We start from the raw sequence: 19,933 nt of genomic DNA, 5'->3' as shown, positions 1-19,933 counted from the left end.
ACTCAACCTTGTGCCCGCTGATCCGAGTTTCGCCCATCTCCACGTTCACACCGACTACTCTCTGCTCGACGGCGCCTGCCGGATCGACCGCCTGATGGGTCGGGCCACGGAGCTGGGCATGACCGCCCTGGCCCTTACCGACCACGGTAACCTCTTTGGTGCCATTGCTTTCTACAACGCCGCCAAGGCCGCCGGCATCAAGCCCCTCATCGGCTGCGAGCTCTACATGACCACCGGTTCGCGCCTCGAAAAGAAGGGCCGGGCCGAGGACGGGAAGAGTTACTACCATCTGGGCCTGCTCGCCAAAAACCTCACTGGCTACCAGAACCTGCTCAAACTGGTCTCCGATTCCCACCTGCGCGGTTTTTACTACAAGCCGCGCACCGATCTCGAGACACTCGCCCAATATTCCGAAGGCCTCATCGGCTTCACCGGCTGCCTCGCCTCCCTCGTTCCCCAGCTCCTCCTCCACGACCGCGAGGAGGAGGCCCGCGAGGCCTGCGCCAAGTTCGTCGATATCTTCGGCAAGGAAAACTACTTCGTCGAAATCCAGGACCACGGCATCCCGGAGCAGAAGAAGATCATCCCGGGCCTCATCAAACTCGGCGAGGAATTCGACCTGAAACTGATCGCCACCAACGACGTGCACTACGTCAACGCCGACGACGCCCAGCCGCACGACGCCCTGCTCTGCATCCAGACCGGCGCCAAGCTCGCCGAGGAGAACCGCATGCGCTTCAGCGGCGATCAGTTCTACCTCAAGTCGCGCGCCGAGATGGAGCAGGTTTTCCCGGAGTTCCCCGACTCCATCCTCAACACCCAGTTGGTCGCCGAGATGTGCGACCTCGCCATTCCCTTCCCCAAAGGCTCCGAGCGCTATCCCAAGTATCCGTTGCCACCCGAGATAGTCTCGAAGTATTCACCGTCCGAATACCTGCACCAGCTTTGTGTCGAGGGCCTGCAGCGCCGCTACGGCGTCGACTACGATACGGTGGCCGCCCACCCCGAGGTCGCCGCGCGCCTCGACCTGCTCAACAACCGCCCCGAGGGCGAGAAGCCCAAGCCACCCGACTACGCCGGCCTCGACCAGCCGCAGGAGCTCGCCGTGCGCCTCGGTTACGAGCAGGCCATCATCAACGTCACCGGCTTCGTCGATTACTTCCTCGTGGTGTGGGACTTCATCAACTGGGCCAAGGAACACGACATCCCCGTCGGCCCGGGCCGCGGTTCCGGCGCCGGCTGCCTCGTCGCCTACCTGCTTGGCATCACCAACATCGACCCGATGCGGTTCGGCCTGCTTTTCGAACGTTTCCTCAATCCGGAACGCATCAGCCCGCCCGACTTCGATATCGATTTCTGCATGCGCCGCCGCGTCGAGGTGATCGACTACGTGCGCGAGAAATACGGCCGCGACTGCGTGGCCAATATCATCACCTACGGCACCCTCGGCGCCAAGATGGTCATCCGCGACGTCTCCCGCGTGCACGACCTCGCCTTCGCCGACGCCGACCGCCTGGCGAAGATGATTCCCGACGAGCTCAACATCTCGCTCACCGACTCCATCGAGAAGTCCGCCGAACTGCGCACCGAGATCGACCGCAACCCGATGGCCAAGAAGATCGTGACCGCCGGCCTCGTGCTTGAAGGCATGGTGCGCAACACCGGCAAACACGCCGCCGGCATCATCATCACCGACCAGCCGCTGGAGAACTTCGTCCCCCTCACCCTGCAGGAAGGCGACGTCACCGTGCAGTTCTCGATGAAGGCCGTCGACAAACTCGGCCTGCTGAAGATGGACTTCCTCGGCCTCAAGACGCTCACCGTCATCTCCGACGCGGTGGAGAACGTGCGCCGCACCCGGGACCCGAAGTTCAACATCGACGACGTTTCGCTCGAGGACCCCGTCACCTACGAACTGCTCAACGCCGGCAAAACCGTCGGGGTGTTCCAGCTGGAATCCCCCGGTATGCAGAACGCCGCCCGCCAGGTCGGCATTTCCAACATCGACGACATCAACGCCATCTCGGCTCTCTACCGGCCGGGCCCGATGCAGTTCATCCCCGACTACGCCCGCGGCAAACACAACCCCGCCTCGGTGCAGTATCCGCATCCGCTGCTCGAACCCGTCCTGCAGGAAACCTTCGGCATCATCGTCTACCAGGAGCAGGTGATGGAGTGCGCCAAGGTCATCGCCGGTTACTCCCTCGGCGGCGCCGACATGCTCCGCCGCGCCATGGGCAAGAAGGACCAGGCCGCCATGGACCAGCAGCGCCTCATCTTCATCAAGGGTGCCAAGGAGAAGCACAACATCGCCGAAGCGAAGGCCAACGAGATCTTCGACCTCCTCAACAAGTTCGCCCAATACGGTTTCAACAAGTCGCACTCCGCCGCCTACGCCGTCGTCGCCTACCAAACGGCGTATTTGAAAGCCAACTACCCGGTCGAGTTCATGGCCGCCGTGCTCACCGCCGAGCTCGGCAACGCTGAAAAGGTGTCCCACTTCATCGACGAAGCCCTCGCCATGGGCATCGAGGTGCAGGGCCCCGACGTGAACGAGTCGCGCGAGAACTTCGCCCCCGTCGCCGGCGGCAAGATCCGCTTCGGACTCGCCGGCATCAAGGGCGTGGGTGAAGCCGCGTCGCTGAAGATCATCGAAGAGCGCGAGGCCAACGGTCCCTTCGAAGACTTCGACGACTTCGTCGCCCGCGTGGATGGCAAGGCCGCCAACAAGCGCGTGCTCGAACATCTGATCAAAACCGGCGCCTTCGACTTTTCCGGCGAACCGCGCAAAGCCATCTTCGAGCGCATCGACGCCGCGATGTCCGCCGCCGCCGAGCAGGCCCGTGACCGCGCCGCCGGCCAGAACAACTTCCTCGACATGCTGGCCGAACCGGAGCCGCCGAAACCTTCCAGCCATCGAAAATCCGAAATCAAACATCCAAGATCCGACGACGTCCTCGATTTCACTTCGGCCGAAAAACTCGCCTTCGAAAAGGAGCTGCTGGGCTTCTACGTTTCCGGTCACCCGATGAACACCTACATCGGTCTGGCCGACGCGCTCGACACCTTCGACCTCGACGAATTGCTTCAGCAGGAGGACCGCACGCCCTTCCGTATCTGCGGCATCGCCGGCGGCCTGCAGAAGAAGCTTTCCAAGAAGGACAATCGCCCCTGGGTCGCCTTCTCCCTCGCGACCAAGCAGGCCACGCTCCAGCTCAACATGTTCGCCAACGCCTACGAGGAATACGGCGAGGTGCTGAGCGAGAACGCCCCGGTCGTCATCTGCGGCACCGTCATGGTCAACGAGGAGGGCGCCCGCCTCAACGTGCGCGAGGCGTATCCCCTGCCCAACTACGTTGCATCGAACGTCAAGCAGGTCACCTGGCTGCTCGACCCGGCCAACCCCGACAACAGCTCCTTCCTGCGCAGCCTGCGCCCCATCCTCGACGGCCAGTCCGGCCCCACCTCGACCAGCCTCGGCTTCGTCGGCCCCGACCGCGCCATCGCTGTCGCCGACGTGTCGACCGCCCTGGATTGGAAGCTCTCCGGCGAAGTGTTTCAGGTGCTGCGCAACCACCCCGCCGTGGTCGGTGTGCAGATTGAAACCTCGCCGCTGGAGCTGAAACAGAATGCGCGTTGGGGCAAACGGCGCTAGACCTGCGTCAGTCCGCACGCGGCGCTGAATTCGCGCAACCGCGCGACCATTAGTCCTAGAGATGGGGGACATTCCCCCAATACATCACCCGTTCGTATTATTACGAAAACGCAGGTTCATGGCTTAAGTCCCCGGACCGAAGCACCGAAGTCAGGAGGCGAACACTTGGCTAACTGCGCCCTCTCCCGGGCCACTTCGAAAAACTATGAACCTCTCCTTCGTTCGCAAACTTCGCTCCTTCAGCGCCTTCACGATCGCCATTGGCTCCGCGGGCATCGCCGCCGCCTTCACGCCTGCGGACATCCAGGTCCACGGCTTCATTAGCCAAGGCTACGTTGAGAACTGGGGCAACAACGTCCCCTTTGAAGCCAAGGGCGGCACCTTCGACTATCGCGAGATGGCCATCAACGCCTCCTATGCGACCGGCAACGTCCGCATCGGCGCCCAGGCCTACGCCCAGCGCCTCGGCAACTACGGGGAAGACAAGCCCATCCTCGACTGGGCCATCGTCGACTACAGCTTCAACCGTTCCATCGGTGTGCGCGCCGGCCGCGTCAAGATGCCAAAAGGCCTCTACGGCGAAGCCCTCGACGTCGACGCCATCCGCCCCTTTGCCTCCCTGCCTTCCAGCCTCTACAGTTCGGTGCTGCGTGACTTCAGCTCGTCCTTCGACGGCGGCATGGTCTACGGCAACCTCGAACTCGGCACCGCCGGTTCGTTGGACTACAAGGTTTTCTACGGGGACATCCGCATGGACGGCGACCAGGGCGTCGCCGACTACTTCAACACCACGTCGATTTTCGCCAGCGACATCAACGACCTGGGCATGAACGCGATCTGGGGCGGCCAACTCAACTGGAACACCCCCGTGCTCGGTCTGCGCTTGGCCTACTCCTTCAATCAGATCAACGACCTCTACGGCACCGGCCCTCTGAACGGTTACCCGATCGTCGATGCCTCGCTTCTCGGCAAGGCCTACGACACCCACATCCTCTCGGCCGAATACTTCTACCACGATTGGACCTTCGCGGCTGAAGTGTCCGTGGTTGGCGGCCTGTTCGAGGTCTCTTCCCCGTTCGGCACCGTCGCGTCCGACGCCGAGACCATCAACTGGTATGTTTCCGCCGCGCGTCGCATCAATGACCGGTTGGAGCTGGGCGCCTATTACAGTGTTCAGGAGAACGACAACGCCGCCCCCGGCACGCCGAACCTCATGACCTACTACCGCGAGTGGGTCGCCAGCGCCCGCTACGACATCTCCGACCGTTGGCTCGCCAAGGTTGAAGGTCACTTCGGCAAGGGGCTCTACAACGTCTTCAATACCGCCCGGACGCCGAATCCGTCGATGGACGACACCTCGACCGCCCTCGTGCTCAAGACCACCTTCGTGTTCTGAGCCAGCGCCGCAGCCTGCCCATAACCACATCATCCACCCAGCATGAAAACGCTGCTCAAGTCCTCCCTGCTCGCGATCGCCTTCATCGCGTTGGGCACCGTCGGTGTCCACGCCGCTCCCGCCCTCGCGGGACACCCCGGCCTGTCCGGCCAAACGCTCGACGCGTCCGCCGCCAAGGCCGTGCTCCTGGGTAAGAACGTCAAAATCGGCGACGAACGCGTCGTCATCATCGTCGTCAAGGACAGCGCCGCCCAGGAGGACTTCCTCAAGGCGACCGTCGGCATGAGCTCCGGCCAGTTTCAGAATCACTGGCGTCGTCTCTTCATGACCGGCGGCGGTTCCGCCCCCAAAGTTGTCGCCGATGAAGCCGAGGCCGTCGCTCTGGCCGCCTCCACCCCCGGCGCCATCTGCATCGTCGATGCCGCCGCCGCCGGCGACCTCGCCGTGCTGAGCAGTTCCTGATTGCTGCGGGTCCGACGCCCGCCCGAATCCCGCTCGCCGGACCGCACCATCCTCCAAACACGGAGCGCCAGCCGCTCCTTTCCTCACCGTCAACGGTCGGCGCGCCAACCGCCTCCAACCGCCGTCGCCGGGCCGATTCTTTTTCATGTCTGCATCGCCCAAATCAGTTGTGCCCTCTCCGGCAAACACGTCGTCCGGAGAATTACGTAGTTGGCCGGGAAGCCCTTAACTTTCCCCGCCGCGAGACGATGGCACCCACACCTCAATCTCTGCAAACAAACCTGACACGCATCGCTATTATGACTACTCGACTCACTTCGTTCCGCGGCACTCTCACTGGCCTGATTGCCGCCGCCGCCACCACCTTAACCCACGGCGCCGTTTCCTGGCAGGACATCCAGGTCGGCGGCTTTGTCAGCCAGGGCTACCTGGTCAACACCGGTGACAACGACTACTTTGGCGAATCCAGCGAAGGCACTTTCGACTTCCGCGAATACGCCGTGAACGCCTCCTATGCCACCGGCAGCTTCCGCGTGGGCGCGCAGGCCTTCGGCCAGAAGCTGGGCGACTACGGCGATGACCGTATCATCCTCGACTGGGCCACGATCGATTGGCAGCCCCAACAGTGGTTCGGCATCCGCGCCGGTCGGGTGAAGTCCCCGCGGGGTCTCTACAACGAAGCCTTGGATGTGGACGCCATTCGTCCCTACGTGCTGTTGCCTCAGAGCGTTTACGACGCCCGCCTGCGCGACTTCAACGCCTCCTTCGACGGCGCCATGGTCTTTGGCAACGTGGGTCTCGGCGATAGCGGCAGCTTGGACTACAAGGTTTTCTACGGTGACGTGCCCATGAAGGTTCGCTCCGGCGCCAACGACTACTTCAACAACGACGCCCCGTTCCCGAACGTCGCCATCGGCATGGAATCGGCCATCGGCGGGACGCTGTTCTGGAACACTCCCATCGCGGGCCTGCGCGTCGGCTACTCCTACTCTTCGTTCAAGGACTTTGGCGCGGATCGCCTCATTGCCGTGCCCGGTTTCACCGCCGTCCTCTACCGCGACACCGATCAATACGACCGTCACATGCTGTCGGCCGAATACATGACCGGCGACTGGACCTTCGCCGTCGAAGCCGGCAACGACACCGCCGACTACGCGATCGGCACCGTCGGGTTTCCCTCCACCCAATCCATCGATACCACGCTCGATTTCGGCTACATCGCGGCTTCCCGCCGTTGGGGCGAAAAATGGGAGTTCGGTGGTTACTACAGCTACTCGGAGGAAACGCAGACGCCCATCGGCTTCGACTTCTATCTCCCGGTGCTGACCCAGCATGACTACGCCGTCAGCGCCAAATACGCCTTCAACTACAATTGGCTGGTGAAGGCCGAGGTCCACTACCTCGACGGCGCCGGCAAGATCTTCACCACCCCGACCAAACCGCAGCCCTACGATGATCGGGACAAGAGCTGGGTCCTCTTCGCCTTCAAGACCACCTACTCGTTCTAAAACCTCCAGCGCTCCTGCGATCATGAAATCATTCTTCGCTCTTATTACGCTTCTCTGCGCGCTGGCGGTCTCCTCGCAGGCCGCGCCCGCCATCGTGGGCCACGCTGGTCTTGCCGGCAACGCCCTGGACGCCGACGCCGCCAAGGCCGTGTTGCTCGGCAAGAACGTCAAACTCGGCGCCGAACGCGTCGTCATCATCGTCGCCAAAGACAGCGCCGCTCAAGACGACTTCCTTAAACAGGTCGTCGGCATGAACTCCGGCCAGTTTCAGAACCACTGGCGCCGCCTCTTCATGACCGGCGGCGGCTCCGCCCCCAAGGTCGTCGCCGATGAAGCCGAGGCCATCGCCCTCGCCGCCGAAACTCCCGGTGCCATCTGCATCGTCGATTCCGCCGCTGCCGGCAGCCTGCCGGTGCTCAGCCAATCCTAACGCTCCTTCGCTCCCGATTCCGATGAACAAACCGACTCGACGCATCACCCTGCGGCGCACGATCAGCCTGGTCACAGGCTCGTTCGCCGTGGTCTTTCTCGGAGCGATCGCCGTCGTCGGCATCGCCCGTCATTATTCCGCTCAAGGCACCGCCACGACCATCGAGCTCACCGAGCAGCACCTGCCCAACCTCATCGCCGTCAGCGCGATCGAGCGGGCCACCCTCCACAGCGAGGCCGCCCTGTTCAAATTCGCCATGGCCGGCGACGAGGCCAAGATGAACAGCCTCCAGGCGGACTTCACCCAGGACCTGGAGCTGGTCGAGCAAAACCTCCAGCAGCTCGAAACCTTGGTCAAAAACGAAACCACCCTCGGCCACATGGGCGAGTTCCGTAAATCCGTTGCCGCCTACGGTGCCGCCGCCGGTCGTTTCCACGCCGCCCTGCGGGCCGGAGAGTTCGAGACGGCCATGGCCACCCTCGACCGCGATGTGACCGCCGCCCTCGCCAAGGTCGCCGCGGAGCAGCGGGACATGTCCGGCAGCATGCTCACGGCCGCAACCGCCGCCAGCCACGCAACGGCCGATTCGATCACCACGTCCGCGCGCATGAACTTCACCACCGGAGTGGGCCTGGCCATCTGCACTTTGGCCGGACTCGTCATCGCGGTCTTCAGCCTCCGCGCCGTTTCCCGTTTGGTGCGCAGCACCAGCGACCAGCTCACCTCATCGGCCGGCATCGTCAGCCAGCGCGCCGCCGTGCTCGTCGACGCCAGCCAAGCCCTCGCCGAAGGTTCCAGCGAACAGGCCGCTTCTCTCGAGGAGTCCAGCGCTTCCCTCGAAGAGATGGCCGGCATGACCCGCAACAACGCCGACTCCGCCAAACAGGCGGAGGAGGTCGCGCGGAAGACCCGCCACGCCGCCGACTCCGGTGCCGCCCGCATGCAGGCCATGCACGGCGCCATGGGCGCCATCATGTCGGCCTGCGAGGACGTCACCGCCATCCTCAAGACCATCGACGAGATTGCCTTCCAGACCAACATCCTCGCGCTCAACGCCGCCGTCGAAGCCGCCCGCGCCGGCGAAGCCGGCGCCGGCTTCGCCGTCGTCGCCGACGAGGTCCGCAACCTCGCCCAACGCTCCGCCAAAGCCGCCCGCGAAACCGCCGAGAAGATCGAGGTCTCCGTCAGCAAGAGCCGCGAAGGGGTGAACCTCAGCAACGAGGTCGCCAAGAACTTCGACGACATCTCCGGCCAGATCCGCACGCTCGCCGACCTGGTGGCCGGCCAGGCCACCAGCGCCGCCGAGCAGACCCAGGGTATCGACCAGCTGAATACAACCGTCTCGCAGATGGACCGCGTCACCCAGTCCAACGCCGCCAACGCCGAGGAAACCGCCGCCGCCGCCGGCGACCTCAACCAGCAGTCCACCGCGCTCAACGAAGCCGTCGACCGCCTCCGCACGCTGATTGGCGATCGCGACCGCACGGCCGCACCGGCTCCGGCGTCAACCCATCGGGCACCAGCCGCCCGGGCTCGATCGGGCAAGGTTCCCGCCACCGAGTTGGTCGGCTTCGAATGAGGTCCTGAGATCAGGACAGTTTGATTGACACCCGCTCCGGTTTGCACCGGGCGGGTGTCTTCGTTTCATCGCCCCGGAGGGCGCAGATGTCCGGATGCTCGGGTTCGTGTTTTCCCCAATTGCGCCGCGTTTGTATCAGGTTAAAAATGAACACACTTAACTCGTATTCACCCTTTGCGCCGCCTCGACCCGAGCAACTTCCCTAAAGTCCCTTTCCCCTGCGCCGTTGAGTCACTCTAAGATGCAATTCCTCCACATTCGAGGCCGCCGACCTGACCGGTCGACGGTTTCCCACGTTCGACCGATTCGCGCGTGGTGTTTGGTGCTGGCGCTCGGGGCCATCACAACGGTGCTGCGTGCCCAATTCACTGACTTTACGACGCTCGGCTTGGAGGAGCTTTCGCTGGTGAGCACCACGACCCTTGGCCGCACCGAGAACACCTTGGTCGACTACCCGGCCGCCGCCACCGTCCTTTCCACCGAAGACATTGTGCGCAGCGGTGCCACCACCCTGCCCGAAACCCTGCGCGGTGTGCCTGGCATGCAGATCGGACGAGCCGACACCTTCAACTACGCCATCAGCGTGCGCGGGTTTAACGACAACAGCGCCAACAAGCTCCTCGTGGTATCCGACGGACGCTCCCTGCTCGACGGAACGTTCTCCGGCACCAATTGGGGCATGCACGACCTGATCCTCGGCGACCTTGAGCGGATCGAAGTGCTGCGCGGCCCGGGCGCGTCCCTGTGGGGGGCCAACGCGATGAACGGCTTCATCAACATCGTTTCGAAGTCGGCCTTCGACACCCTCGGCAGCCACGCCGCGGTCGCCGTCGGCAAAAACCAGCTCGAGTTGGCCGAACTGCGCTACGGCGCCAAGTTGGGCGACCAAACCGCCATCCGTTGGTATGCAAAAGCCCAGCACCAGGAATCCGCCCCCGGCACTCGCCCGTTCATCGGCACCCATCGCTGGGACACCCGCTTGATCGGCTCCCGATTGGACCACCGCGTCGACGACAAGCGTCGCCTCACCGTGATCGCCGAATGGCGCGACCTGGACACCACCGGGCTCGCCTCCCTGCCGCAATTTACCCCGCCCTATCGCCGCGCTTTCACCGAGTCCCGCGCCGCCCTGTCCACCAACCTATCTGCGCGCTGGCAGCAACCGCTGCCAATCTGGGAGGGAAAACTCGAGGCCTTCGCCAGTGTGGACCACGTGCGGGACAACCGCGACTCCCTGCGCGAAACGCGCGACACCGCTCTCATCGACCTGCAAGCCAAACTGAAACCGCTGCCCGGACACGAGGTCCTCACCGGTCTCACCTACCGACGCACGGAGGACGAGCTCTCGTCCAACGGCATCTTCAGCTTCCAACAGCCTCAGGCGGCGGTGGTCTTCTTCGGCGGGTTCCTGCAGGACGAATTCGAACTCATCCGCGACCGACTGCGCGTCAGCGCGGGAACCAAGATCGAGCGCAATTCCTACTCGGGCTGGGAGTTTCAACCGTCGCTGCGCGCGATCTGGGCGCCGCATGCCCAACACCGCGTGTGGGCGGCCTATTCCAAAGCGGCCCGCACCCCGAGCCGAGCGGAGAACGGCGTGGATTATTTCGGTTTCGTCGAGCCGGCCAATCCCCCCGCCATCCCGCTGCCCATCGCGGTCAACGTTCGGGGTTCCGAAGACTTTTCATCCGAGCATCTCGAAGCCTTCGAATTGGGCTACCGTTTCGCGCCGGAACCTCGTCTCCAAGTGGAGGCCACGGTGTTCTTCAACGAATACTCCGACGTCCGCGGTTTCACCAACAGCGCCGTCACGCCGGTCCTGAATGCGCCCATCCCGTATTTCGACATCGACGTGCTCACCGTGAATACCGTCTCCGGCCACACCACCGGCGGGGAGTTCAACGTCAGTTGGCACGCTTCACCCACACTCCATTTGGGCGCCTCCCATTCCTGGATCGACCACGACCTCAGGGACAACGCCGCCACCACCACCGAGGCCACGCAGTTCTCGCTCGATCTCTATACGATCAGCAGCCCCGCCCGCATCACCCGGGGCGAGCTCAACTGGAAACCCCACGACGACCTCGCGATTGACCTCGCGATACAACACGCTGACTCCCTCGAAGCCGGCCGCATCCCCGCCTACACCGGCCTGCACGCCCGGTTGGCCTGGCGTCCCCGACCCGACTGGCAGGTCGAGCTTATCGGTCGCGACCTCCTCGAATCCATCCACCGCGAATACCCCGACCCGATCACTCGCGACACCGAGGCCAACTTGAGCCGCAGCCTCTTTCTGCGGGTCACCTTCTCCCGCTAAGCCGCCATGCCTCGGCCCATTGCAGCCACCTTCCGCATCCGCCAGCGATTCCCCCGCTGGCTGCGGATGCTGTGCACCGCCATCGCACTCGGTTGCCTTCCCTTCGGCACTCAGGCCCAAGGTCTCGAATATCGCGTGAAGGCGGCGTTCATTTTCAATTTCGCCAAATTCGTCGAATGGCCGCCGGAAGTCCTCCCCGATCAAGTGCCGCTGCGCATCGCCGTTTGGGCCCCGGAGCACGCCTTTGGCGCCATCGCCGACGCGCTGGCGGGCAAGGAGGTTGCAGGCCATCCGATCGCGGTGTTTCCCTACGATCCCGCCAGTGCCCCGCCCCATGTCCTTTTCGTCCACAGCGGCGCCGAGCCCCTCGCCGCCGAACTCCTTGAGCACCTCTCCCGCCACAGCGTGCTGCTGGTCGGCGAATCACCCGAATTCGCCAGCCGCTACGGCACCATCGGACTCGTGCCCCGCGGCGACACCCTTCGTTTCCAAATCAACCTGGCCGCCGCCCACCGCGCCCGCCTCAACCTCAGTGGCCAGCTCGCCCGCCTGGCCGAGGTCGTAAAGGATCAACCATGAGCGCCCCGCCCGAACACGGCATCGCCACCACCCCGCATCACGCCTCCCTGCGCGGGAAGATCCTGCTCACGGTCGCCGGCACCAGCCTGCTGGCCATCCTTGTCGCCTCCCTCGCGCTCTTTGCCCATCAGGGATTCCACCAGCGCTCGCAGTTCCGCAAAGACATGGAGGCCCTCTCGCGCATCGTCGCCGACTACGCCGTCGCGCCCATCTCTTTTGGCGACGACAACGGCATGCGCGACGCCCTCGCCGTCCTGCAATCCCGCCCCGAGGTCACCGAAGCCGAGCTCATCAACCTCGACGGTCAGGTGTTGCACCGCTTCGGCGAAAGCGACCTCGACGAGACGCACAACCTCGACACCGACGAACGTTCCCTCTTCGTGGGCTGGCAACTTGTCATCCGCCAGCCCCTGCGCTACCGCGGTGAGAACTTTGGCCAGATGGTCATGGTCGCGGACTATCGACCGGTCTTCTACGACACCCTGCGCAACTTCCTGCCCGCGCTGCTCACCCTGTTGGCCATCACGATGCTCGTGATCGTGCCCCTCATCTGGTTCCTCGCCGGCTTCCTCCTCACCGGGCTCAAACGCCTTGCCGCCAGCGCCGCCCACATCGCCGAGACCGGTGACTACCGCGTGCGCGCCGAAGACGCCGGCCAGGACGAGGTCGGCCAGCTCACCCGCACCTTCAACGCGATGCTCGACAAGCTCGAGCTCGCCGACCGCGACCTGCGCACCACCAACACCGCACTCAACAACGAGATCGCCGAACGCGCCCGCCTCGAAAAAGCCCTCGTCGAATCCTCCCGCTTCGCCGGCATGGCCGAGGTCGCCACCGGCGTGCTGCACAACGTCGGCAACGTGCTCAACAGCGTCAATGTCTCCGCCCAACTCATCCGCGAACGCCTCGAGGGCTCCCGCCTCGCCACCCTCCAGCGCACCGCCGAACTCCTCGCCCCCCACCGCGACGATCCCACCGCGTTCTACCAAACCAACCCCAAGGCCAAACTCCTGCCCAAACTCGTCTGTGAGTTGAACCAAAACCTCGTCGAGGAAAACCGCCACCTGCGCGAGGAGATGCTCACCCTCAACACCAACATCGAGCACATCAAAGAGGTCGTCGCCGCGCAGCAGAGCCTCGCCCGCAGCGCCGGCGTGGAGGAAAACCTCGTCGCCTCCGACCTGCTCGACGACGCCATCCGCATCCACGTCGCCTCGATCAAACGCCACGAGGTCCAACTCGAGACCGACTACACCCCCGACCTGCGCTTTGTGGCCGATCGCCACAACACCCTGCAGATCCTCGTCAACCTTGTGAGCAACGCCGTTCACGCCGTCAAAATCCAAGCAGCCGCCCGCCGCCGCATCGTGCTGGGCAGCAACCTCGTCAACGGCTCCATCTCCTTCACCGTGCGCGACTACGGCGTCGGTATTTCTCCCGAGAACCTCAACCGCGTCTTCCAACACGGTTTCACCACCCGCGAGGACGGCCATGGCTTCGGCCTGCACAGCGGTGCGCTCGCCGCCAAACGCATGGGCGGCTCCCTCACTGTGCACAGCGACGGCCTCGGCACCGGCGCCCTCTTCACCCTCACCTTGCCGAAGAGCCCTCGTGCCACCCTGGCCAAAGCTCCTGCGTCCCGGCCCCACCGCCCCTCCGCGTCCATCGACTCCTCTCAGCTATGAGCGACTCCGCGCCCACCGCCCGCATTCTCGTGGTCGACGATATGCCGTCGATCCATGAAGACTTCCGCAAAATCCTCGGCCCCGCCGACGATACGGCCAGCCGCTCGCTCGACGAACTTGAACAGGCCTTCTTCGACGACGAACCCGCGCCCACGCCCCAGCCCCTCAAGTGCGAGACTTTTGAGCTCATTCATGCCATGCAGGGCCAGGAAGCCGCCGATCTCGTGGCGCGCAGCGTGGCCGACAAACGCCCGTTCTCCGTCGCGTTCGTCGACATGCGCATGCCCCCGGGCTGGGACGGACTCGAGACCATCAAACGCGTCTGGGCCTTCGACCCCGACCTCCAGATTGTCATCTGCACCGCCTTCTCCGACCACTCCTGGGCCACCATCACCGCCGAGCTCGGGCGCAGCGACAAACTCATCATCCTCAAGAAACCCTTTGAGAACATCGAAGTCCTGCAGCTCGCCTGCGCCCTCTCCGAAAAGTGGCGCCTCGCCCGCGCCGCCGGCCTGAAACTCGAGCACCTCGAAGACATCGTCGCCTCGCGCACCGCCGAACTCGCCCGCACGGCCGAAGCCGCCGAGCAAGCCAACCACGCCAAGAGCGCCTTCCTCGCCAACATGAGCCATGAAATCCGCACGCCCATGAACGGCGTCATCGGCATGTGCGCCTTGCTCATGGAAACCCCGCTCGACGAGACCCAGCGCGACTACACCGAAACCATTGCCAGCAGCGGCGAGACCCTGCTCGCCCTTCTCAACGACATCCTCGATTTCTCCAAGATCGAGGCCGACAAACTGGAGCTCGAAAACCAGCCCTTCCTCATCGACGAGGCCATCGCCAGCGTCATCAACCTCTTCGCCCCCAAGGCCGCCGAAAAACAGATCGAGCTCGTCGCCGATCTCGCCGAAGACCTGCCCACTTCCGTCACCGGCGACGCGACCCGCCTGCGCCAGGTCCTCTTCAACCTCGTCGGCAACGCCATCAAATTTACCGCCCGAGGCGAGGTCACCCTGCACGTGCACCGCGCCGACGGTGGCGGACTCCACTTCCGCGTTTCCGACACCGGCATCGGCATCTCCGCGGCCGACCTCGCCCGCCTCTTCCAGCCCTTCACCCAGGTCGACGCCTCCACCACGCGCCGTTTCGGCGGCACCGGACTCGGCCTCTCCATCTCCCACCGCCTGGTCGAGCTCATGGGCGGGCAGCTCGACGCCACCAGCACCCCCGGCAGCGGCTCGACCTTCCGCTTCACCCTGCCCCTGCCCGATTCCGAGGACCCCGCCGTCCAGACCCACTCCGCCGCCGACCCCTCGCCGCTCGCCGGTCGCCGCATGCTCGTCGTCGACGACAACGCCACCAACCGCAAGCTGCTCACCCGTCTGCTCGCCACGTGGCAGATCGAACACCACGACGTCACCAGCGGCGACAAAGCCCTCGCCGAACTCCACCGCGCCAGCGCCGCCGGCAACCAATACGACCTCGTCCTGCTCGACTTCCAGATGCCCGATATGGACGGCCTCGAGTGCGCCCGCCGTATCCGGAAGGAGTTGGCCCAACCTCCGCCCACCCTGCTCCTCACCTCCGTCGGCTTCCACCCCGACGAAGCCAAACAACGCGAGCTCGGTCTCATCGGTTGCCTCTCCAAGCCCCTGCGCCGGCAGGTCCTCCTCGACCGCTTGCTGCGTGCCCACTGGCGCGACCAGAACGCCGCCCGCATCGTGCCCTCGGCCCCACCCGCAGCCCACGTCGCCCCCCTCGCCCGCGTGCTCGTGGCCGAGGACAACCTCGTGAACCAAAAGGTCACCCGCGGCCTGCTCAAAAAACTTCATCTCAGCGCCGAGGTGGTCGCCAACGGCCAGGCCGCCGTCGATCGCTTCAAGGACGGCGAATTCGACCTGGTGCTGATGGATTGCCAGATGCCCGTGCTCGACGGTTTCGCCGCCACCCGGGAAATCCGTCGCTACGAAACGGAGAGAGGTGCCCCCCGCACCCCCATTCTCGCCCTCACCGCCGGAGCCACGCTCGCCGAACGCAACGACTGCCTCGAAGCCGGCATGGATGATTTTATTGCCAAACCGGTGAATCCCGACGCCTTGGTCACCTTCCTGCATCGACATTTGTCCCTTCGTCCTACCGCATTCTCGGTCCAAGACACATGAGCGCCTCCGCCCACACTGGCCCCAGGCGTGTGCTCATCGTGGATGACACGCCTAATATTCACGACGACTTCCGGAAAATTCTCATTCCGGGAGCCGGCTCGAATCAGGCCGCCATCGACGACCTTGAGGCCGCCATGTTTGGCGACGCCAAGGACGAGCAACACACCCTGCCCGAATTTCAACTCAGCCATGCCTACCAGGGCCAGGAAGCCCTGCAGGAGGTGAAACAGAGTATCGTCACCGATACGCCCTTTCAGGTCGCCTTTGTCGACATGCGAATGCCGCCCGGCTGGGACGGCGTGGAAACCATCCGCCGCCTGTGGGAAGTCGATCCCCGCCTGCAGGTCGTCATCTGCACCGCCTACTCCGACTACTCGTGGAAGGAACTCACGCGCTCCCTCGGCACCTCCGACAGCCTGATCATTCTTAAAAAACCCTTCGACAACATCGAGGTGGTTCAGCTCGCTCACGCGCTCATTCGCAAGTGGGACCTCTCGCGCGAGTCCGAGGCCCGTGTCGCCGATCTCGGCGCGACCGTGCGCCAACGCACCGACCAACTGAAAGTCGCCGAAGAACGCTTCTCCGAAGCGTTCAGCGCCAGCCCCCTCGCCCAGTGTATCCAAACCCTCCCCGCCGGTCGCATCGTCGACGTCAACGAAGCCTACGTCACCTTGTTCGGCCTTAGCCGCGAGCAAGCCATTGGTCTCGATGTGGAAACCTTTCCGGGCATCGGCGACAAACAAACCTGGCGCCAAGGCCTCGCGCGGCTCGCCAAAGGCGAATCCATCGAAGACTCGGCCGAGGTGGCCGCGACCGATTCGCTGCCCACCCGCTTTTTCCGCTACTTCGCCCGTCGCATCATCATCAACGACGAACCGCACTGCATCTGGATCTTCCAGGAAGAGACCGCCAAGGTGGAACTCGAGCGCCAACTGCGCCAGTCGCAGAAGATGGAGGCCATCGGCCAACTCGCCGCCGGCGTCGCGCACGACTTCAACAACGTCATGACCGCGGTGCAGGGCTTCACCCAGATCTCCCTCGAACGCGAAGACCTCGCCCCCGACCTGCGCGCCGATCTCGAACAGGTGCTGGCCGCCGGCAAGCGCGCCTCCGCCCTCACCCGCCAGTTGCTCCTCTTCAGCCGCAAACAGGTCGTGCAGGAATCACTGCTGCACCTGTGCGCCGTCGTCGGCGACCTGCAGCCCCTGCTCACCAAACTCGTGGGCAGCGCCTACGAACTCGTCTTCAACTGCCCCGCCAAGTTGCCCGCCGTGCGCGCCGACCAAGCCAACGTCGAGCAGGTCATCCTCAACCTCGTCAGCAACGCCCGCGATGCCCTCGGGCGCGGCGGCCGCATCGAGCTGTCGGGTGACGTCGTGGAGATCGACGATTCCACCGCCGCCGCCCACCCCAACGCCAGCGCCGGCACCTACGTGAAGGTCAGCGTGTCAGACAACGGTCCGGGCATCCCGTCCGACATCCTGCCGCGCATCTTCGATCCGTTTTTCACCACCAAAGCCGTCGGCGAAGGCACCGGCCTCGGCCTCGCCACCAGCTATGGCATCGCCCGCCAACACCGCGGCTGGATCGACGTGCAGACCCGCGTCGGCCACGGCTCCACCTTCTCGCTGCTGCTCCCCGTCACCGAGGTCCAGGAAGAGCCGCCGCCGACCGATTTTCCCGTCACCGGCATCCCTGCCGACTCCAATCAACTCCGCGGCACTGAACGCATCCTCGTCGTCGAGGACGACGCCGTGGTTTCCCAACTCATCAGCTGCGTGCTGCGTCGCCACGGCTACGACACCACCACCGCCGAAAACGGCCCCGCCGCTCTGCAGAAATGGCACGAAGCCGGCGGCTTTGACCTTGTTTTCTCCGACATGGTGATGCCCAAAGGCATGAGCGGCACCGAGCTCGCCACCGAATTGCTGGAGCTGCGCCCCGACCTGCCCATCGTGCTCGCCACCGGTTACTCCGAAGCCCTCGTGCAGGAAGCCGCGCCCAAGGAACTGCTCGAGCGCTGCACCCTCCTGCTCAAGCCCTACGACATCGGCAAACTGCTCCGCCGCATGCGCCAGCTCCTGAAGCCCACCGACGAGGTCTGATCCTCCGTCGGTCGACGTTACAAATCGGCCCGCCCGCCACTTAGGTTTCGCCATCGCGGAGGATTCCGTCATGGGGAGATCCATGGCATCCATCCTTTTGCAGAGATGGCGCTCGCGAGGCCAGCTGGCCGGCTTCCTCGCCCTCATGCTGATCCCCGCAGTTCTGCCTGCGGCCGACAAACCCCAGCCCATTCCGGTGGCCGACTACTTGCGGCCCTGGACCATCAACGCGCCCAGCTTGTCGCCCAACGGCCGCTACCTGGCCGCGATCAATCGCGACGCGGACGGCCGCCGCAACCTCGTCGTTTCCGACCTCGAAACGGGCAAACTCACCGCCCTGCGCGCCAAACGCTCCTTCGGTTTCGACCGCGTCGAATGGTTCGACGACGAACACCTCGCCCTCTTCGGCTCCTACACCGACAACGGCGTCGAAGCGCTCTTCGTCGTCGACCGTGATCCGCTGCGCGATCCCCAACCCTTGGTATCCGGCCGCGAGGTGTCATTCGTCGGTCACCCGCGGGCTCGCCCCGGCCACCTCGTGGTCAGCCATCGCGCCGTCACCGACAGCCGCATCGAACGACTCTTCGAGGTCGATTCCGGCAACCCATTGCGCGAAACCCACCCACTCGGCCAAGCGCGAGAATTCTTCCCGGCGCGATCCTTTGCCCTGCCGGATGAAGCGAACATTTGGTCCTACTGGAGCGACCCGTCCGGCGAACCCACCTTGTTGATCGGACTCCTGCGCGGCGAAAACGTCGTCTACCACTACGATCCCGCCACTGAGGCCTCCACCCGCGTGCACCTCGATCCCGACTTCACTCGCATCCGTTTGGTGGAAAACGGCGCCCGCAAAATCTGGGCGGCGCAAACGATTGACGGCGTGGCCCAACTCAGTCGCTACGACGTCGAAACCGCCTCCTGGGAGGAACCGCTCCTCACCGACGACACCTACAGCCTCGATCATGCCCACCTGTTCTACTCCCGCCGCGCCGCGCGCGTCGTTGGCGTGAGCTACCACCGCGACCGCCCCACCCAACGCTGGTTCGACGATGACTACGCCCTGGCCCACACTGCCGTCCATCAACAACGCCCCCAGCGCGTAAACCTGCTCCTGGAAACCGACGAGGCCGAACGCCGCTTCCTCTTCCGCAGTGAAAGCGCAACCGAGCCCGGTGAGTTCATGTTGGTCGACCTCGACAAACGTTCCGTTGAAGTCGTGGCCCAACGCGCCCCGCACCTCGCCGACTTCCCCGGCGCTCAAACCCAGCCCGTCCGCTTTCCCGCCGCCGATGGGCTCACGCTGGAAGGCTATCTCACCCTGCCGCTGGGCAGCTCCCGCGAAAACCCGCCGCCCCTCATCGTCATCGCCGACGATTCGCACGCCACCTGGCGCTACGGCCCGTTCGTCCAATTGCTGGCCTCGCGCGGCTACGCCGTGTTGCAACCGAATCATCGGGCGGTCAGCGCCTACCTCATCCCCGACCGCATCACCGAAAGATGGAACTTCGATCAAAGCGTCGCCGATATCATCGCCGCCACCCGCGGCATCGCCCGGACCGGCATCATCGACCCCCAGCGCATCGCCGTGCTGGGCGAAAAGACCGGCGGCTTTCTCGCCATGGGCGCCTCGGTCACCGCCCCCGAGCTCTTTCGCTGCACCCACAGCTCCTTTGCGATTTTCGATTTCGACCGTGCCGTGCGACGCTTCCGCGTCTTCCACCCCCGCCTCTACCGCTACTACCGGTCGCGGTTGGACCAAGCCGGCTTCGATGAGGCCACTGCCGTGCCGGCCCTCAAGCCCTTGGACTTTGCCGACCGGATCACCGGCAGCGTCTTCCTCGCCGACCAAAAGCGCACCCGCTCCCACAGCAACGAAGAGATCTCCAAACTTCGGCAGATATTGGAGCACAACCAAACTCCGGTGGAAGTGTTCCTCGGTGAAACCAATTCCTCTGGGTCCTTCGCACTTCCCGATCAAAAAGCCTACACGGAGGCCTTGCTCGCCTTCCTGGAGAAAAACTTGGCAAAGTGACCGGATGCGGCGCCGAATCG

General features: G+C 64.4%; 12 protein-coding genes. All 12 read left to right on the top strand.

Annotated features, from left to right (window positions below):
• Nucleotides 1-10 precede the first annotated feature (10 nt).
• Nucleotides 11-3,655, top strand: a complete 3,645-nt coding sequence (gene dnaE / locus AC0MRV_RS12175; RefSeq protein ID WP_472764747.1) for a DNA polymerase III subunit alpha — start codon at nucleotides 11-13, stop codon at nucleotides 3,653-3,655.
• Nucleotides 3,656-3,860: 205 nt separating this feature from the next.
• Entirely contained in the window at nucleotides 3,861-5,051 is a 1,191-nt protein-coding gene (locus tag AC0MRV_RS12170) for a hypothetical protein (RefSeq protein ID WP_472764746.1), read from the top strand.
• Between the two features lie 42 nt (nucleotides 5,052-5,093).
• A complete protein-coding gene (locus AC0MRV_RS12165) occupies nucleotides 5,094-5,513 on the top strand; it encodes a hypothetical protein (protein ID WP_472764745.1) in 420 nt (139 codons plus the stop codon).
• Nucleotides 5,514-5,812: 299 nt separating this feature from the next.
• Nucleotides 5,813-7,021, top strand: coding sequence for a hypothetical protein (locus AC0MRV_RS12160; RefSeq protein ID WP_472764744.1), 1,209 nt, complete (start codon nucleotides 5,813-5,815; stop codon nucleotides 7,019-7,021).
• Nucleotides 7,022-7,043: 22 nt separating this feature from the next.
• Nucleotides 7,044-7,451: a hypothetical protein gene (locus AC0MRV_RS12155; protein ID WP_472764743.1), complete on the top strand. Its 408-nt coding sequence runs from the start codon at nucleotides 7,044-7,046 to the stop codon at nucleotides 7,449-7,451.
• 22 nt (nucleotides 7,452-7,473) lie between these two features.
• On the top strand, nucleotides 7,474-9,030 hold the full coding sequence (locus AC0MRV_RS12150; protein ID WP_472764742.1) for a methyl-accepting chemotaxis protein: 1,557 nt from the start codon (nucleotides 7,474-7,476) through the stop codon (nucleotides 9,028-9,030).
• 226 nt (nucleotides 9,031-9,256) lie between these two features.
• On the top strand, nucleotides 9,257-11,347 hold the full coding sequence (locus AC0MRV_RS12145; RefSeq protein ID WP_472764741.1) for a TonB-dependent receptor plug domain-containing protein: 2,091 nt from the start codon (nucleotides 9,257-9,259) through the stop codon (nucleotides 11,345-11,347).
• Between the two features lie 6 nt (nucleotides 11,348-11,353).
• Nucleotides 11,354-11,926: a YfiR family protein gene (locus AC0MRV_RS12140; RefSeq protein WP_472764740.1), complete on the top strand. Its 573-nt coding sequence runs from the start codon at nucleotides 11,354-11,356 to the stop codon at nucleotides 11,924-11,926.
• Nucleotides 11,923-13,611 (top strand): ATP-binding protein, encoded by a 1,689-nt coding sequence (locus tag AC0MRV_RS12135; RefSeq protein ID WP_472764739.1) that lies wholly within the window; start codon nucleotides 11,923-11,925, stop codon nucleotides 13,609-13,611. Before AC0MRV_RS12140 ends, AC0MRV_RS12135 begins: the two co-directional genes overlap by 4 nt.
• Nucleotides 13,608-15,776, top strand: coding sequence for a response regulator (locus AC0MRV_RS12130; RefSeq protein ID WP_472764738.1), 2,169 nt, complete (start codon nucleotides 13,608-13,610; stop codon nucleotides 15,774-15,776). Before AC0MRV_RS12135 ends, AC0MRV_RS12130 begins: the two co-directional genes overlap by 4 nt.
• Nucleotides 15,773-17,881 (top strand): response regulator, encoded by a 2,109-nt coding sequence (locus AC0MRV_RS12125; protein WP_472764737.1) that lies wholly within the window; start codon nucleotides 15,773-15,775, stop codon nucleotides 17,879-17,881. Before AC0MRV_RS12130 ends, AC0MRV_RS12125 begins: the two co-directional genes overlap by 4 nt.
• Nucleotides 17,882-18,026: 145 nt before the next feature.
• Entirely contained in the window at nucleotides 18,027-19,913 is a 1,887-nt protein-coding gene (locus AC0MRV_RS12120; RefSeq protein WP_472764736.1) for a S9 family peptidase, read from the top strand.
• Nucleotides 19,914-19,933 lie beyond the last annotated feature (20 nt).

Origin of the sequence: Actomonas spartinae (genome assembly GCF_051209155.1) — a bacterium.
GTDB lineage: Bacteria > Verrucomicrobiota > Verrucomicrobiia > Opitutales > Opitutaceae > Actomonas.
The sequence above is the reverse complement of the archived record's forward strand: the minus strand, read 5'-3'. Positions and strand labels throughout refer to the sequence as shown.

What these genes read in the sequence shown, in the direction of transcription:
- AC0MRV_RS12130 (WP_472764738.1), top strand. Translation starts at nt 13,608, where the DNA reads ATGAGCGACTCCGCGCCCACCGCCCGCATTCTCGTGGTCGACGATATG.
- AC0MRV_RS12160 (WP_472764744.1), top strand. Translation starts at nt 5,813, where the DNA reads ATGACTACTCGACTCACTTCGTTCCGCGGCACTCTCACTGGCCTGATT.
- AC0MRV_RS12170 (WP_472764746.1), top strand. Translation starts at nt 3,861, where the DNA reads ATGAACCTCTCCTTCGTTCGCAAACTTCGCTCCTTCAGCGCCTTCACG.
- AC0MRV_RS12120 (WP_472764736.1), top strand. Translation starts at nt 18,027, where the DNA reads ATGCTGATCCCCGCAGTTCTGCCTGCGGCCGACAAACCCCAGCCCATT.
- AC0MRV_RS12165 (WP_472764745.1), top strand. Translation starts at nt 5,094, where the DNA reads ATGAAAACGCTGCTCAAGTCCTCCCTGCTCGCGATCGCCTTCATCGCG.
- AC0MRV_RS12135 (WP_472764739.1), top strand. Translation starts at nt 11,923, where the DNA reads ATGAGCGCCCCGCCCGAACACGGCATCGCCACCACCCCGCATCACGCC.
- AC0MRV_RS12125 (WP_472764737.1), top strand. Translation starts at nt 15,773, where the DNA reads ATGAGCGCCTCCGCCCACACTGGCCCCAGGCGTGTGCTCATCGTGGAT.
- AC0MRV_RS12140 (WP_472764740.1), top strand. Translation starts at nt 11,354, where the DNA reads ATGCCTCGGCCCATTGCAGCCACCTTCCGCATCCGCCAGCGATTCCCC.
- AC0MRV_RS12150 (WP_472764742.1), top strand. Translation starts at nt 7,474, where the DNA reads ATGAACAAACCGACTCGACGCATCACCCTGCGGCGCACGATCAGCCTG.
- AC0MRV_RS12155 (WP_472764743.1), top strand. Translation starts at nt 7,044, where the DNA reads ATGAAATCATTCTTCGCTCTTATTACGCTTCTCTGCGCGCTGGCGGTC.